Raw genomic sequence first — 15781 nt, forward strand, 5'->3', positions numbered from 1 at the left:
AAATATTATGGCTACCGAGCAATACAACGCGCCAAATGAAAGTCTTAATCGCGCGCAAAATAAACTCATGCTGGCAGTAGATAGCCTAAGCATCACAACTGCTACAGGAATCCAGCTGGTTGATGCGCTGTCTTATGGGCTAAGACAAGGGCAAACTTTGGCTATCGTTGGTGAGTCAGGATCTGGCAAGTCGATTGCCAGTCTGGCGTTACTAGGTCTGCTACCAGAGAATTTGACGATTAGGGGTGAGGTTCAGCTGGCAAGCACAGCAGGCATGTCTCAACTACCGATAGCGAATGACAAATCGCGCAATGCGGCATTACGTGCTATTCGTGGGCAGCGGATCGGTATGGTGTTTCAAGAGCCGATGACAGCGCTGAATCCGTTACATACGGTCGCTAAACAAATTGCTGAGTCGCTGCGTTTAAGCGGCGTACCCAAAAAGCAATGGCGAGACACCAGCATTGCCTTGCTAAATGATGTCAATATCACCGATCCTGCTGACAAGTTGAGTCGCTATCCACATGAGTTATCAGGTGGTCAGCGTCAGCGAGTAATGATTGCGATGGCATTGGCTCAGCAGCCTGATATCTTGATCGCTGATGAACCGACGACTGCGCTTGATGTTACTTTGCAGCATGAAATTTTGGCGCTACTGAATGATCTCAAACACCAGCATAATATGGCGATGATATTAATCAGCCACGATCTCAATCTGGTTAGGCGTTATAGTGATGAGGTCATCGTGATGCGCCAAGGCCAGACGATTGAGCAGGGTCAAACGTCGGCGGTATTTGACCAGCCTAAAGCCAACTATACGCGTACCCTTATCAAGCAAGACTTTGGCCAAGCGTTAGTTATAGCAGACGATAACGTAGATAAACAATCAAGCGTACTAGAAGTGAGTAATCTTAAAGTAAAATTCCCAGTTGAAAAAAGCCTATTTGGGGGCACCAAGCGCTGGTTCGATGCGGTCAAAGATGTCGATATGACACTGCAAAAAGGACAGGCATTGGGTATCGTCGGTGAGTCTGGCTCTGGAAAAACCACCATTGCATTGGCACTTAGTCAATTGCTAAGCAATCAAGCACGTGTGAGTGGACAGATAGTGGTTAACGGACAAGACATCTCGGCATTGTCCAAAAAAGCGCTACGTAACTTCCGCTCACAGATCCAAATGGTGTTTCAAGACCCTTTTGCCAGTATCAACCCGCGTATGACGGTCATGCAAATCGTGGAAGAAGGACTGTTGGTACAAGGCGTGGATAAAAACGCGCGTCAGCAGGCAGTGATGGAGAGTTTGGCTACCGTCCATTTGCCTTTAGCATTCGCGCAGCGTTATCCGCATGAGCTGTCCGGTGGGCAGCGTCAACGCGTGGCACTGGCGCGTGCACTCATTATGAAGCCGAGCTTACTCATATTGGATGAGCCTACCTCTGCGCTCGATAGCACCACGCAGGTGACGGTTGTTAGTTTATTACGTGAAATTCAACAAAAGCTGCAAATAAGTTATGTCTTTATCAGTCATGATCTCAAAGTAGTACGCGCACTATGTCAGCATATTATGGTACTAGAACAAGGGGTATGCGTGGAGTCTGGGCTCACAGAAGATGTCTTTAGCCAGCCACAGCATCCGTATGCCAAGCAGTTATTAAAGGCGAGCAGTACACAATAATAGCGACATACCAAAAAAGGCAGTGGTACAATCATGCTAGACAGTGGTTTGCTTTATTCAAACATCTTTGCTGTACATGTACTTATCTACTCTGCTATTGGCAAACGTCGTTTAGCCTTTATCAACTAGCTAAAACTATTGTTATCGCGGTTAAAATCATCATTGAAAAGGATTTTTGTACCCATGAAAAAACAAAACAGTATTACTAAATTAGTAAAGAACAACAGCTTGCAGCATGCTGGTTATTTGGCAGTGGCTAAGACACGCGCTAAAGTGCTCAAAGCAGTCTCTTACGTGATACCTATCAGAAGACCGATGTTGTTTGTCGGTGAGACTGCCTGTGATGAGCTATGCGACATGCTCATCAACGAAGGCAATACCAATGTCTTTATCGTCACTGATGCAGTACTAAACAAACTCGGTATCCCTGCAAAAGTCACTGATTATCTAGATGCAAAAAACATCAGCTATCATGTCTATGATGGCATTACACCAGACCCTACTTTTAACGTAGTCGAAGAAGGACTGCGCCAATCTATAGCAGCAAATTGCGACTCTATTATCGCCATCGGCGGCGGTTCAGTGATCGATGCTGCCAAAATGATCGCCATGTCCCAAGGCAACAAATGCAAGCCTCAGCAGCTGATTGGTATTCTTAAAGCAAGAAAGCCGTCGGCGCCATTATATTGTGTGCCTACAACAGCCGGTACTGGCTCAGAGGCAACCCTTGGTGCAGTGATATCTGATGATAAAACACACCAAAAAGCATTGTCTATTGATCCAAGAATGGTGCCGCTCGCCGCAGCGATTGACCCTATTATTATGAAAGGCATGCCAGCGCACATAACCGCTGATACGGGTATTGACGTGTTGACCCATGCGTTAGAAGCATGGATGAGTGCCAATGCCAGCGTGGAGACGGACTACTATGCGGCCTCTGCCGTTAAATCGGTCATGTATTACCTACCGCTAGCTTACAAAGACGGTGGCAATCTAAAAGCAAGAGAAGAGATGGGGATTGCCGCTCATTATGGTGGTATCGCCTTTAACAAAGCGGGCTTGGGTTATGTGCATGCCATTGCGCATCAATTAGGTGCCTACTATAGCATTCCTCATGGTCGTGCTAATGCGATCGTGTTGCCTTATGTGCTTGATGTTAATCGTAAAGCAAGCAAGCAGAGACTGGCCGCACTGGCAAAAAGAACAGGTATGGTAGCAGACGGCCAAGCTGGCCATGGCGATAAAGAAATAGCAAATCATCTCATTGAGCAAGTCAGAGCGCTTATTACAAATTTAAATATTGATCCGACTGTTAGCGGTATGCAGACCAGTGACTTTGACGATATTGCAAAAGCAGCAGCAAAAGAAGTCAGCGATACTTATGCTGTACCAACTTACCTCTCAGCAGCTGAAATTAAGGAAATCTTAACAAAAATTAAGCAAGTAAGTGATGAGAGTGCTGATAAAGACACTCAGAAAGCATCATAAATTTTTGCTTGTGCTGACAGACTTATGATAGACAAAAAAAGCCTATGACTCTTTTGAGGATAGGCTTTTTTAACGCGTTTAAAACAATATAAGATCTTGAAATAAAATGGTTTATCTCTATATATTAACCATGCTAAAGCCTGTGTCATAATCAAACCATCGTTTAATTTATCTTGTGCTACGACTTAATTAATAAAAAATAACTTAATAAATTGTAAATATATAACAATACAGGAATGTTTTAGTGATACATAAGCGTTACGATGATTAAATGATATTACGTTTGGGAGATTGTTATGAATTGCACATTATCGTCTAAAGTTATGGGATTGGTTATCGTAGCGAGTAGCGTTCTTTATGCAGGCTGCGCGTCTACTGAAAACAGCACTACTGTAAAAAATGCAGATGCTGCCAATCCTTATGCACCGACAACCCCAGGACTCGCAGTTGCTACAGTAGCTGGCGGGTGTTTTTGGTGTGTCGAAGCGGGTTATGAGAAAATCCCAGGCGTTGTAGAAGTGGTGTCTGGTTATACGGGCGGCAATACCGAAAACCCAACCTATAAAGAAGTGTCGGCAGGTGGCACGGGTCATACGGAAGCGGCGCAAGTGTATTATGATCCTACGAAAATTACTTACAATGGTATCGTACAAGCATTATGGAGAATCGCTGACCCCACTGACGATCAAGGGCAATATGTTGATCGTGGCACACAGTATCGTCCTGCTATTTTTTATAACAATGCGCAAGAAAAGAAAATAGCAGAAGCTGCTAAACAATCATTACAAGAGTCTGGTGTATACGAGAAACCAGTCGTAATTGAGATTGTTCCTGCCGGCAAGTTCTATCCTGCCGAAGAGTATCATCAGGATTATTACAAAAAAAATCCGATACGTTATAAGGCTTACACGTTTAATTCTGGCCGCTATCAATTTATAGAAAGTGTATACGGCAAAGACTATGAGCTTGATTTTAGTCAGTTCAAGCCGACTGTAGATAGTGCACAGCCAGTTACATCCAGTCAAACGTCAAACAGTAAAGTAAGTACAGGGTTCAATCCAGATACCTTTGTGAAGCCGTCACAGGATGAGCTAAAAAAATCGCTCACTGATATCCAGTATAAAGTCACTCAAAAGGATGGTACCGAGCGCGCCTTTAATAATGAGTATTGGGATAATAAAGCGCCTGGATTGTATGTAGACGTCGTATCTGGTGAGCCACTATTTTCTTCTCGTGACAAGTACAAGTCTGGCACGGGTTGGCCGAGCTTCACTCGTCCATTGAACACGAATATGGTGGTAGAAAAAGCAGATCGCGGTATCTTTGGGACACGTACTGAGATTCGTAGTCGTTACGCTGACTCGCACGTGGGTCATGTATTCGATGATGGTCCAGCATCAACAGGTAAGCGCTATTGCATGAACTCAGCAGCACTACGCTTTATTCCACTCGCACAGATGGAAGCTGCTGGTTACGGTCAATGGATAGATGAAGTAAAACCAGTGAGCTAGCCTTGATTTGCTAAAATCTGAAATCTTACTTCGTATAGTTGAACCAAAAAAAAGGACGCATTAGCGTCCTTTTTTGTCTTAATTTCAAGCATTTAGCGTAGATTTATAAGTGTTTAAAACGCTGGTTGGCGCTTAGGGACGGCACCCAAAAATTCATTCCGAGCTTGATTATTATGCTGATACTCACCAAGCATCGCGGTACTACGTGTGGTTGAGTGCTGTTTGCTGACACCGCGCATCATCATACACATGTGTGAGGCATCCATAACGACTGCCACGCCGCGACAGCCAGTAACATCCATGATGGTTTGTGCAATCTGTTCACTCAGGTTTTCTTGTATTTGCAGACGACGGGCAAACATATCGACAATTCGGGCAAACTTTGACAGCCCCAGTACTTGGCCATCAGGCAGATAGCCAATATGAGCGACACCATGGAACGGTAGCATATGATGCTCGCACAGTGAATAAAACTCAATGTTCTGTACCAGTACTAGCTCACGATTGGCTGATGGAAAGACAGCATCATTGACCACTTCTTCAATGCTTTGATGATAGCCTTTGGTTAAGTGAGCAAAAGCCTTTGCCGCACGTACAGGCGTGTCTAATAAACCAGGACGATCTAAGTCTTCGCCAGTCGAACCAATCAGTTGGCGATAGGATTCGGTACTTTCTTTATAATCTGGGGTTATTATTGGGGTGTTACTCATAAGTTTGGCAGCCATCCAAAATGTGGGTGTAGCTTAACGTTGAATCCTATCATGTCAGGATTCTTATAAAATTGTGCAAGCTGGGAAGGGCTGTGATTATACTCGAAATCTGCTGAACTTCATACTGCTGTGGTGAGTAGTTCAGAGTTTAGTCATTATAGGACTGTTAGAGATACAATTAGAACGGTGACAATGATGATATTTCATTAGTATTATTGCGATACTAATGATAGTAACCAAGTACAGTTTACGACTGTTTACTTAAACTAATTCGTGTATAATAAGTCATCTTTTGATTTGCATCATTTCATGACGCGTCACTTTCTAATTACTCTAAATAAACCTATATTCTAAATCATCTCGATTGATTCAAAAGGAAATCTTATGCTATTGCAAGGACAACGATTTGTCGTAACTGGCATCGCAAGTAAACTCTCTATCGCTTGGGCTATCGCAGAAGCGCTACACCGCGAAGGGGCTTCACTGATCCTGACTTATCCGAACGATAAAATCAAAAAGCGTGTCGATATGGCTGCCGAACAGTTCGAAGCAGATCTGGTACTAGAATGTGATGTCGCCTCTGATGAGTCTATTGCTGCTTGTTTTGAGCAAGTGACCGCCCATTGGGGTGATGGTATTGATGGTGTGGTACACGCCATTGGTTTTGCACCGATGGATCAGCTAGATGGTGACTTTGTCAACGCCACCACGCGTGAAGGCAGCCACATCGCGCATGATATCTCTAGCTACAGCTTCGTTGCATTGGCAAAAGCGGCTCGTGAGTTGCTGGCAATGCGTCATGGTTCTATGCTGACGTTGACTTATGAAGGCAGTATCTCAGTATTACCAAACTACAATGTCATGGGTATGGCAAAAGCCAGTCTTGAAGCCAGCGTGCGCTACTTAGCGACTTCTATGGGCGGCGAAGGTATTCGTGTCAATGCGATCTCAGCAGGTCCAATTCGCACGCTAGCGGCTAGTGGCATTAAATCATTCCGCAAAATGCTCGATATCAGCGAAAAAATCGCGCCACTACAACGTAATGTCAATCAGATGGAAGTAGGCAACGCAGCACTATTCCTATTATCGCCGTGGGCATCTGGTATCACGGGTGAGATTATGTTTGTTGATGCAGGTTTTAATACCGTCGCTATCAGTGAGCAGTTGATGATGCTTGATGAGCCAGCGCAATAATCATTTAAGTGTTTTTTGTGTTGATGGTCATTACGAATGATTCACTCAACTATTGAAAAGGCAGCCAATTGGCTGCCTTTTCTCGTTATACTATGAGTCTTTTTGGCAGTAGGCCTTTAGGTGACGAATATGATAACCAAGTTACCGAAGTGGATATTGTGGGGTGGGGCAGTATTGGCATTTAGCGCCGGCTGCGTAAACACAACCGCATTGATGGGATTTGCTAACTTATCGGTCTCGCATGTCACTGGTAATGTTAGCTTATTTGCAGCAGCTATTGCTTACTCAGATTCTCGCAGTATTTTGTATATCGGTGCGCTACTATTGTCTTTTTTGTCAGGGGCAATATTGAGCGGTTTTGTCATTGGACAGACATCCTTAACACTAGGCCGTCGTTACGGGCGTGCGCTATATTTTGAAGCAGCATTGCTAATAGCTGCCTACTGGTTATATCAGCAGCATGACTATCTCGGACAATTGGCAGCAGCGATGGCCTGCGGATTACAAAACGCGATGGTAGCCACTTATAGCGGAGCAGTTATTCGCACGACTCACCTGACAGGGCTGACATCCGATATGGGTGCAGCAATCGGTAACTGGCTTGCGGGTCGCTCCATTAGTAAGCCGACATTGGGCTTTCAGGCCGTTATTTGGTATTGCTTCTGCGGTGGTAGTACAGTGGGGGCTTTTTTGTTTGCCAAAGTTGGCTATGATGCGTTGTTTGTACCCATCGCAATCGTTCTAACAGCAGCATTTATATATAACTACGTCTCCAATCACTTGCCAGAACAAAGAGAACCAAAAAAGCGCTCATCATCATGATAAGCGCTTCTTATTTTTGCTATTAATGCTAGATAACAGGCTTTCTCTGCCGTTCTAACATCTTTTATTTTGCACCTTCTTCTTGATGATCTTCATGCTCATGCATACCTTGCATCATATCTAGCGCAGAGTCGTCAGTACGCTGTTGATCTTCTTTGGCCAGACCATCTTGATTGATGTCTTTTGGCGCCATTTTTGTGGTTGCATCGGTTTTATTTGCATCTGTCATAGTATCATTCCTCTTGTTTTTATTGATGATTATCTATCTAACCTTACGATTATGTGGTATCAGCTTTTACTTGTATAGCGCTAATTAATGAATTTTTGCAAGCTTTGTGTAATTTACCAAGCGGAGTCTTCATAAGAAGCAGAAAGTCACTTCTAAATTATAAAATAAAGTTGGGAATTTATTATTGTTAATAAATCAAGCAGATACCTTAAAAAAAATTAATCAAACCATATTCATATATAAGTTATTCTGATATGATATTTTCGCGCGTAATGTTCACTATATGAATATTATGATGTCTTACAACAAGTATGTGTTGCAGTAACTCTCGACTTCATACTCACTCTGGATGCGATAAGGATAATTTATGTCAGAGAAAAAGCTGGATAGCCATATTCCTGATGATGGTAACGAGTATTTATTTACGGATACATTCCCAAAGGGGACTGGAAAAGGATTGATCGTGGTCGCCATCGCGGCAGTCATTAGTTTTATTATTTACAGTGTATTGCCATTTGAGGTCAGTGTGAATAAAGGGCTAGCAATGCTGTTTTTTATCGGCGTGCTATGGCTCACTGAGGCGATACACGTCACTATCACTGCGATCTTGGTGGTTGTGGTTGGGACATTAATTGGCATTCCTGATTTTAATGCTGAAGTAGGTCTGCAAAGCTTTGCTAGTCCCATTATTTATCTCTTCTTTGGTGGTTTTGCTTTGGCGGCCGCGTTACATGTACAAAAGCTTGATAGAAAGATTGCGCTAAAAATTCTCTCGTTATCAGGTGGTAAGCTAAGTACCGCTGTACTGTTGATTTTTGGTGTGACTGCGTTTTTGTCCATGTGGATCTCAAATACGGCGACAACGGCAATGATGCTACCGTTGGCACTCGGTATTTTGACGCAAGTAGATAGTAAAGAAGATCGCGGTACATTTGTGTTTGTACTACTCGGTATTGCGTATTCAGCAAGTCTCGGTGGTTTGGGTACGATTGTCGGCTCGCCACCAAATGCGATCGCCGCAAAAGCGTTGGATATTGCATTTGTTGATTGGATGAAATTTGGTATTCCAATGATGCTGATACTATTACCAGTACTGCTGGGTGCGATGTATTTGTATCTAAAGCCGAACCTAAACCGCACGATGACCTTGCAACAGGATGAGAACATTCCTTGGACCAAGACACGTGTATTGACAATTGCTGTTTTTATTATAACGGCAGTCAGCTGGATATTGTCTAAGCAAATTGGTGCTGCAGTTGGTATCGAAGATACGGATGCCGTGGTTGCATTGCTTGCAGCAGTGGCGGTCGTGAGTTTGGGTCTGGTGTCTTGGAAACAAGTATCAGACAACACGGATTGGGGTGTATTGATGTTATTTGGTGGCGGTATTGCGCTATCAAATATTCTAAAAGTATCAGGTGCGTCATTAGTACTGGGTGAGACGGTTGCTAATGGCTTACAAACTGCACCACTATTGGTTGTAATGATTGCAATCTCAGCCTTTATTATTTTCTTGACAGAGTTTGCATCAAACACCGCATCAGCTGCGCTCTTAGTACCTGTGTTTGTGGCAATTGCAGAGCATATGGGTATACCGAGTGAAGTCTTGGTACTTATTATTGGTATCGGTGCGTCTTGTGCCTTCATGCTACCCGTTGCCACGCCGCCAAACGCTATTGTGTTTGGTACAGGTTTGATCAAGCAAACAGAGATGGTGCGTACAGGTGTTATCCTCAATATTATCTCTACTGTTATCGTTGGGTGTTGGGCGTATTTCTTCCTACTATAGTCTAACGAACCATTAGCATTACCATAACAAATAGAACCTGATGTCCCAATATTAATGAGGCATCAGGTTTTTATTTTTTATACTCTATTAATTTATAACATCATAACTTATGGGGATAATAGACCGTATGATACCCTCTGCTCGTAAGACTCTCATTACAATCGCTGCTATTTCAGACATTCATAGCAATGTCTTTGCGCTTGACGCTGTGCTTGCCGATATCAAAAAGCGCGGCGTCGACCAAATCGTCAATTTGGGTGATATTTTATATGGGCCGATAGCGCCGAGGGCGACCTATGAATTACTAATGACACATCGAGATGATATTCTCACCATTCGGGGCAATCAAGATAGGCAGATTTATGAAGCGACTGAAGCAGAAATCGGTGATAATCTAACGATGGATTTTATTGTGAAAGATTTACCCAAAGACGCAATTGAATGGATGCGCGCTTTACCGTTCGATTGTCATTTAAGTGAGGACGTTTATCTTTGTCATGGGACGCCAACTGATGACATGGTATATTTGCTTGAAGATATCGCAACAGGCGCACCGACAGTACGTAGCGACTCGAACATCTTGTCATTATTGAATGGTATCGATAGCTCTGTCATTGTCTGTGGACATACGCATATTCCACGTACAGTCACACTATCGTCAGGGCAAATGGTTATTAATAGTGGTAGCGTTGGTTATCCCGCCTACGAAGATGATTTGCCGATTATTCATAAGATGCAAACGTATTCGCCTCATGCCAGCTACGCGCTTATAACCTGTATAGAAACGCCACAAGGTAAACGCTGGCAGACTGAGCATATCAAGGTCGCTTATGATCATGAAGCAGCAGCAGAACTGGCGCTCAAAAATGGACGTAGAGATTGGGCATTTGCTTTAAAGACAGGGCGGGTATTGTAATAAGAGGCGCTCGATATTATGCTCAATAAAAACCAGCTACAATGAAAAATTTATAAGGACTGCGTTACATGTTAACTTTATATATGGCTCAACTTGGTGGCCGTCCCAAAGGTCGCCTGATTGAACAGCATGACATCTTTTTTGGTGTGGCCAATCACGTTAGCGAGCTGGTAGAGGATATCAATCAGCATTGGCCAGAGGTCAAAAATAAATGGCACATTGATTCGTATCGAGCGATTACTAAGGTTGATGGTTACACGATCAAATTGGTTGAAACAATTGATCAAATCACAAAAAGTGCTGACTTAAAGCTGTTCTTTATCAATTTGGGCGGCTATCAGCAGGACAGCTTTGAGGAGTTTCATTATAAATTGCTTATTGTTGCCACCAGTCAGGCACAAGCCATTAAGCAAGCCAAGCAAAACGAGTTTTATAAACAGTTTACTTTTAAAGATGATGCATCGCCGTTCGATGCCGCTTCACATATCGATGATAAGTTTGAAGTAGATATAGACGATATCTATAACGTGAATGATCTGCTCTCAAATGTTCAGCTACTGATTGAGCCTATCGCTGAGATAGGGGAGAGTGATATTGAGATTGTAGAAGATAAAGAGTATGTGGGATACTTAAGTATCAAGAACCTAAAGAAGTTATCATAATATGGCTTTAAATATGTATTACAAAAGCGGTCTAATTCGCAAAATGCGCTGCCAAATCTCTGATGATATGTTGCCCACGCTTTATCAGATTCATGAAAACGCAAAATTTCCACAATTAATGTGGTTAATTGACAATATTTATGAAAACCCGCAGATTCGTCCTGACGTAGCGAAAGAGTTAGCTAATGAGATGTTAGGGTTTGAAAAATTAATACTGTCACTACACCTTCCTTTTCCTAGGCTGGCACTGCAAAAAATGCACACCTTTTTTGTGGGGGCTGCGACTAATCAACAGATTATTTATACTGTTAGTAATTAGTTTTCTCATTTAGACCATTTCTATGCCTTTAATGATATGAAATTTAATATTTATGGTCTAAGTGTGTCTTCGTTTAATACTGCCTATGGGATAGAGGTGTTATCGTCCTCACAGTCATAGAAAAAACTTCAGCTTTGCAACCAAGCATCATAACTACCTTGAATCACCCCGCATTTGTCTCCATAATCTAACCACTTATACATAATAAATAGCCTAAGCAAATATGTCTGATACTTTTGAGAATACCAGTCTAAAAACATCTACTGTAGATGAAACTAACAGTGCAAAGCAACCAGCAGAATTACTGAGTGATTTACCAGTGCTTGCCAAAGACAGCTATTACTTAAGCCGTCTCGAACGAGAGCTGGCGCGCGCTGCTGTGTCCAAAAATAAAAAATCCAATGATGTTTCTGAGCAAAAAAACAATCACGACGAGGTCCTTGCCAAGAAGCGTGCCCAATACGACAAGATAAAAACGCGCTCGCAAGCAGAAGTGCAGGCACGTATTGATAGTATCCCAAGTGACTTACCTGCCAAATTAAATCTTGATTTGCCTGTTAGCCAACGCGCAGAAGATCTGGTACAAGCCATCATTGATAATCAAGTCATTATCGTGGCTGGTGAGACGGGTTCTGGTAAAACTACGCAGTTACCTAAACTCGCAATGCTGGCAGGGCGCGGTATTACTGGACAGATAGGGCACACGCAGCCAAGACGACTGGCAGCGCGCAGCGTCGCAAACCGTATTGCCGAAGAATTGGGAGAGCCATTAGGTAATACCGTCAGTTTTAAGATTCGCTTTAATGAGCAAGGCTCAGCGCAATCTGTAGTCAAGCTGATGACCGATGGTATTTTACTCGCTGAGCTGGGACATGATCGTTTTTTAAGTAAGTACGATACGATTATTATCGATGAAGCGCATGAGCGTAGTTTGAACATTGATTTCATCATGGGTTATCTCAAAAAGATGTTACCCAAGCGTCCAGATTTAAAAGTCATTATTACCTCAGCGACTCTCGATACCAAGCGCTTTAGTGAATATTTCAGTCGTTATGATGCCAAGCTTAAACGGCAAGTCCCTGCACCAATCTTTAATGTTGAAGGGCGTAGCTTTCCGGTAGAAGTCCGTTATCGTCCGCTGACCGATGAGCCAGTAAATAGCTCAGAAGATGACAGCTATGATGATTTCGAAGAAAATCTACCCCGTGCTGTCGTTGCTGCTGTTGAGGAGTGTTTTAGCGACGCGCAAAATAAAGGTCATGCCGATCAGGCTGATATCTTGATATTTGCCGCGACTGAAGCAGAAATCCGTGAGATGCAAGAAGTGCTTGAGCGCCATGGTCCACGTCATACCGAAGTGTTGCCACTGTTTGCACGGCAAACGTATGAAGAGCAGCAGCGTATCTTTCAGCCATCAGGTCGCGGTCGACGTATCGTTATCGCGACCAACGTTGCTGAGACTGCATTGACCGTACCAGGTATTCGCTATGTAATTGACTTGGGATTTGCGCGTATTTCGCGCTACTCGTATCGCTCACGTGTGCAGCGTCTACCGATCGAAGCAATTTCGCAAGCGGCTGCCAACCAGCGTAAAGGTCGTTGTGGCCGTGTCGCTCCGGGTGTGTGTATTCGCCTATATTCTGAAGAGGATTTCAACGGTCGTCCTGAATTTACTGAGCCTGAAATTCTGCGTACCAACTTGGCATCTGTGATATTGCAGATGGCAAATCTACGCTTGGGCAGTGTCGATGACTTTGAATTTATTGAGCCGCCTGATAGCCGATTGGTTACGGATGGTCATAAATTGCTTGATGAGCTGGGGGCAATCACTTCCAAAAAGGACATCGCTGCTCAAGACAAAAATAAACAACCAAAACGTCAAAAAGGACTCGATCACCTGCGCTTGACAGCGACTGGTCAGAAAATGGCACGTATGCCAATCGATCCAAGGCTGGCACGTATGCTGGTGGCTGGTTCTGACTTTGATTGTATTCGTGAAATGCTGATTGTCGTGGCCGCGCTTGCGGTACAAGATCCACGTGAGCGCCCTGCCAATAAACGTACGCAAGCGGATCAAAAGCATGCAGTTTTCCGTCAAGATGACTCAGATTTTTTGTTCTATTTAAGTCTGTGGAAAGCATTGTTTGAAAAAGACGAAGACGGCAATAAACTGTCTGGTAATCAGCGTAAACAGTTTGCGAAAAAGAACTATCTGAGCTTTCCTCGTGTCCGCGAATGGCACCAGACACATCGCCAACTGGTACAAATGGTGACTGAGCTCAAATTGACAGATGTCAATGACTCACAAGCGTCTGATAAAAATGTAGCTAAGAATGACCCAACCGCGATTGAAGATGAAGCATTAAAAGCCGTCAAATATGCCAATCTGCATAGAGCATTATTGACGGGTTTGTTGTCTATCATTGCGCATAAAACCGAAAGTCGCGGTGAGTATTTGGCTGCGCGTCAGCAAAAAGCCAAGATATTCCCAGCCAGTACAGTGTTCAAACAAATCCCGCCTTGGGTCATGGCGTTTGAGATGGTTGAAACCTCGCAAGTATTTATGCGTACCGTTGCCAAAATTGAACCCGAGTGGATCATCTCAGCAGCAGGAAACTTGCTCAAGTATCATTACTTTGAACCGCATTGGTCCAAAAAGACAGGACGGGTTAAAGCTTACGCGCAGATTAGTCTATTTGGCTTAATCATCATCAGCAAGCAACTGACCAATTACGAGCAAGTAAACTTGGTCGAGTCACGAGAGATATTCATTCGTGATGGTCTGGTGACTGGTAACTTTGGTCGTAATGCACCATTTTTACAGCACAATATGGACAAAGTTGCTCATGTTGAGCGCATCGAAGATAAGCTACGTCGCCGCGATTTATTGGTTGATGAAGAAACACTCTATCAGTTCTATGATAAAAAGATTCCTGAGCACGTCGCTAGCCGCAAAACGTTCGAAGACTGGCGGGCAGAGGTAGAAAAAAACGATGCTAAGTATCTGTTTTTTACCGATGAAGATGTACTCACTAGCCAAGCGCCAACGACGGGCGACTTCCCAGAAGTATGGAAGCTGGGTGATCTAAAACTGCCGCTACGTTATATCTTTGATCCAGCAAGCGATGATGATGGTGTGACCATACGCGTACCGCTTGCCGCATTACCACAGCTTGACGCGATTGAGCTGTTGTGGGGTGTGCCCGGTTGGCGCTATGAGCTGGTGCTACAGTTGCTCAAATCATTACCAAAAGATATTCGTCGTCAGATCGTTCCGATACCTGATACCGCAGATCGCCTGTTTGATGAGTTGCAGCAACAAGGTGGGCAAGGACTATTAAAACAACTGTGCCAAGCACTTAATCGCCGCGGCATTATGTCTGTGACGCCGGAGAGCTTTAGCCCTTCTACGATTGACCGTTATTTGCAGCCACAAATTTGTGTGGTTGATGACAAGAATCGCATTATTGAAAAAGGTCGTGATCTACAAACGTTACAGATTCGTCATGCCTCCGAGACTAGCCAAGCCGTGAATGAGCAACAAGGCGCGCATACTGAGTTCCCTGAGCATTTTGCCTTTAGCAAAAACCATCATAGCGCAGGCGTGGTCATGAAGCAGTTTGCGGCGCTCGTGGCTGACGATGCAGGCGAGGCGGTATCCATCCATCAGTACACCGATGTCAATGCAGCACTACAAGCGCATCGTATTGGCGTATTGACCTTAATAAAAGGTAAACTTGGCGCGAAGAAAAAACAGCTGACCAGTCAAGTGGATAAAATATTCAAACTGGCATTTGCACCACTTGGTGATATGGAAAAGCTAAAGACAATTGTCATTGATGCTACATTAGATGCTACGCTTGAAGAGCATTATGTGTTATTTAACCATACCGAGAGCCTGCCTGAGAGCGCTGATGACATCGCAGTTGGATTGAGTGAGGAGTTACCGTTTACGCCTGAGGAATATGCGCAGACGCTAGAAGTTGTGTTAAATAACTTCTTACTGACTGGTCAAAGTGTCATAAAAACGCTGAAAAATGTTTATACGCGATGGCAGCGTATTCGCCAAAGTCTATTAATGTTAGACCGCGAGATATTTGGGGAATCTATCGATGATATCGAAGATCAATTAGAAGACCTGTATTTGGCTGATTTTGTGTATCGGATGGATTATAGCCATTGGCAGCAGTATCCACGTTATCTTGAGGCACTAGAAATTCGCCTTGAGCGTCTTGAGCATAATTTGGATGCCGACCTTGATGGTGTCTACGCGCTTGACTTGCATATGGAGCGGTTAGCAGGGCGTGCGGACAAAGAAGCCATTAGCGAATATCGCTGGATGGTGGAGGAGTATCGTATCCAGCTGTTTGCTCAGCCGATGAAAACTCGTATGGCAGTTTCACCCAAGCGTCTTAGTAAAATGTGGGACAAGGTGGGCTAGAACCAACCAAGAGTTTCCTTGAATG

General features: G+C 43.8%; 12 protein-coding genes. 10 read left to right on the plus strand and 2 right to left on the minus strand.

From position 1 onward, the window contains the following. Positions 1-7: 7 nt before the first annotated feature. The 3 genes from QO189_RS06725 to msrB all read left to right on the plus strand — a co-directional run bounded on the left by QO189_RS06725 (position 8) and on the right by msrB (position 4674). On the plus strand, positions 8-1675 hold the full coding sequence (locus QO189_RS06725) for an ABC transporter ATP-binding protein (protein WP_371532321.1): 1668 nt from the start codon (positions 8-10) through the stop codon (positions 1673-1675). 183 nt (positions 1676-1858) lie between these two features. Then, a complete protein-coding gene (locus QO189_RS06730; protein ID WP_371532085.1) occupies positions 1859-3163 on the plus strand; it encodes an iron-containing alcohol dehydrogenase in 1305 nt (434 codons plus the stop codon). 296 nt (positions 3164-3459) lie between these two features. Further along, positions 3460-4674, plus strand: a complete 1215-nt coding sequence (gene msrB, locus QO189_RS06735) for a peptide-methionine (R)-S-oxide reductase MsrB (protein WP_371532086.1) — start codon at positions 3460-3462, stop codon at positions 4672-4674. 113 nt (positions 4675-4787) lie between these two features. Here msrB and folE read toward each other — a convergent pair whose 3' ends face one another. Beyond that, positions 4788-5384, minus strand: a complete 597-nt coding sequence (gene folE / locus QO189_RS06740; protein WP_238038243.1) for a GTP cyclohydrolase I FolE — start codon at positions 5382-5384, stop codon at positions 4788-4790. A gap of 384 nt (positions 5385-5768) precedes the next feature. Here folE and QO189_RS06745 point away from each other — a divergent pair, with 384 nt between their 5' ends. Together QO189_RS06745 and QO189_RS06750 are read left to right on the plus strand one after the other, a co-directional pair. Continuing rightward, positions 5769-6578, plus strand: coding sequence for an enoyl-ACP reductase (locus QO189_RS06745; protein ID WP_165596971.1), 810 nt, complete (start codon positions 5769-5771; stop codon positions 6576-6578). Positions 6579-6707: 129 nt separating this feature from the next. Further along, positions 6708-7400 carry a YoaK family protein gene (locus QO189_RS06750; protein WP_371532087.1) on the plus strand — a complete coding sequence of 231 codons (693 nt, stop codon included), beginning with the start codon at positions 6708-6710 and terminating at the stop codon, positions 7398-7400. A gap of 64 nt (positions 7401-7464) precedes the next feature. On the opposite strand, the gene QO189_RS06755 is transcribed toward QO189_RS06750, so the two are convergent. Further along, positions 7465-7629 carry a hypothetical protein gene (locus QO189_RS06755; RefSeq protein ID WP_167337594.1) on the minus strand — a complete coding sequence of 55 codons (165 nt, stop codon included), beginning with the start codon at positions 7627-7629 and terminating at the stop codon, positions 7465-7467. A gap of 367 nt (positions 7630-7996) precedes the next feature. On the opposite strand from QO189_RS06755, the gene QO189_RS06760 reads away from it, so the two are divergent. From QO189_RS06760 to hrpA, 5 genes are all read left to right on the plus strand, one after another. Beyond that, positions 7997-9418, plus strand: coding sequence for a DASS family sodium-coupled anion symporter (locus QO189_RS06760; RefSeq protein ID WP_371532088.1), 1422 nt, complete (start codon positions 7997-7999; stop codon positions 9416-9418). 127 nt (positions 9419-9545) lie between these two features. Continuing rightward, positions 9546-10334, plus strand: a complete 789-nt coding sequence (locus QO189_RS06765; protein ID WP_371532089.1) for a metallophosphoesterase — start codon at positions 9546-9548, stop codon at positions 10332-10334. A 68-nt stretch (positions 10335-10402) separates the two neighbouring features. After that, on the plus strand, positions 10403-10996 hold the full coding sequence (locus tag QO189_RS06770; RefSeq protein ID WP_371532090.1) for a DUF1543 domain-containing protein: 594 nt from the start codon (positions 10403-10405) through the stop codon (positions 10994-10996). Position 10997: 1 nt separating this feature from the next. Beyond that, positions 10998-11315, plus strand: coding sequence for a hypothetical protein (locus tag QO189_RS06775; protein ID WP_371532091.1), 318 nt, complete (start codon positions 10998-11000; stop codon positions 11313-11315). 223 nt (positions 11316-11538) lie between these two features. After that, positions 11539-15756 carry an ATP-dependent RNA helicase HrpA gene (gene hrpA / locus QO189_RS06780; RefSeq protein WP_371532092.1) on the plus strand — a complete coding sequence of 1406 codons (4218 nt, stop codon included), beginning with the start codon at positions 11539-11541 and terminating at the stop codon, positions 15754-15756. The last annotated feature ends 25 nt before the right edge of the window (positions 15757-15781 follow it).

The sequence above is a fragment of the Psychrobacter sp. Arc29 genome (genome assembly GCF_041431175.1).
In the GTDB taxonomy this organism is placed as follows: domain Bacteria; phylum Pseudomonadota; class Gammaproteobacteria; order Pseudomonadales; family Moraxellaceae; genus Psychrobacter.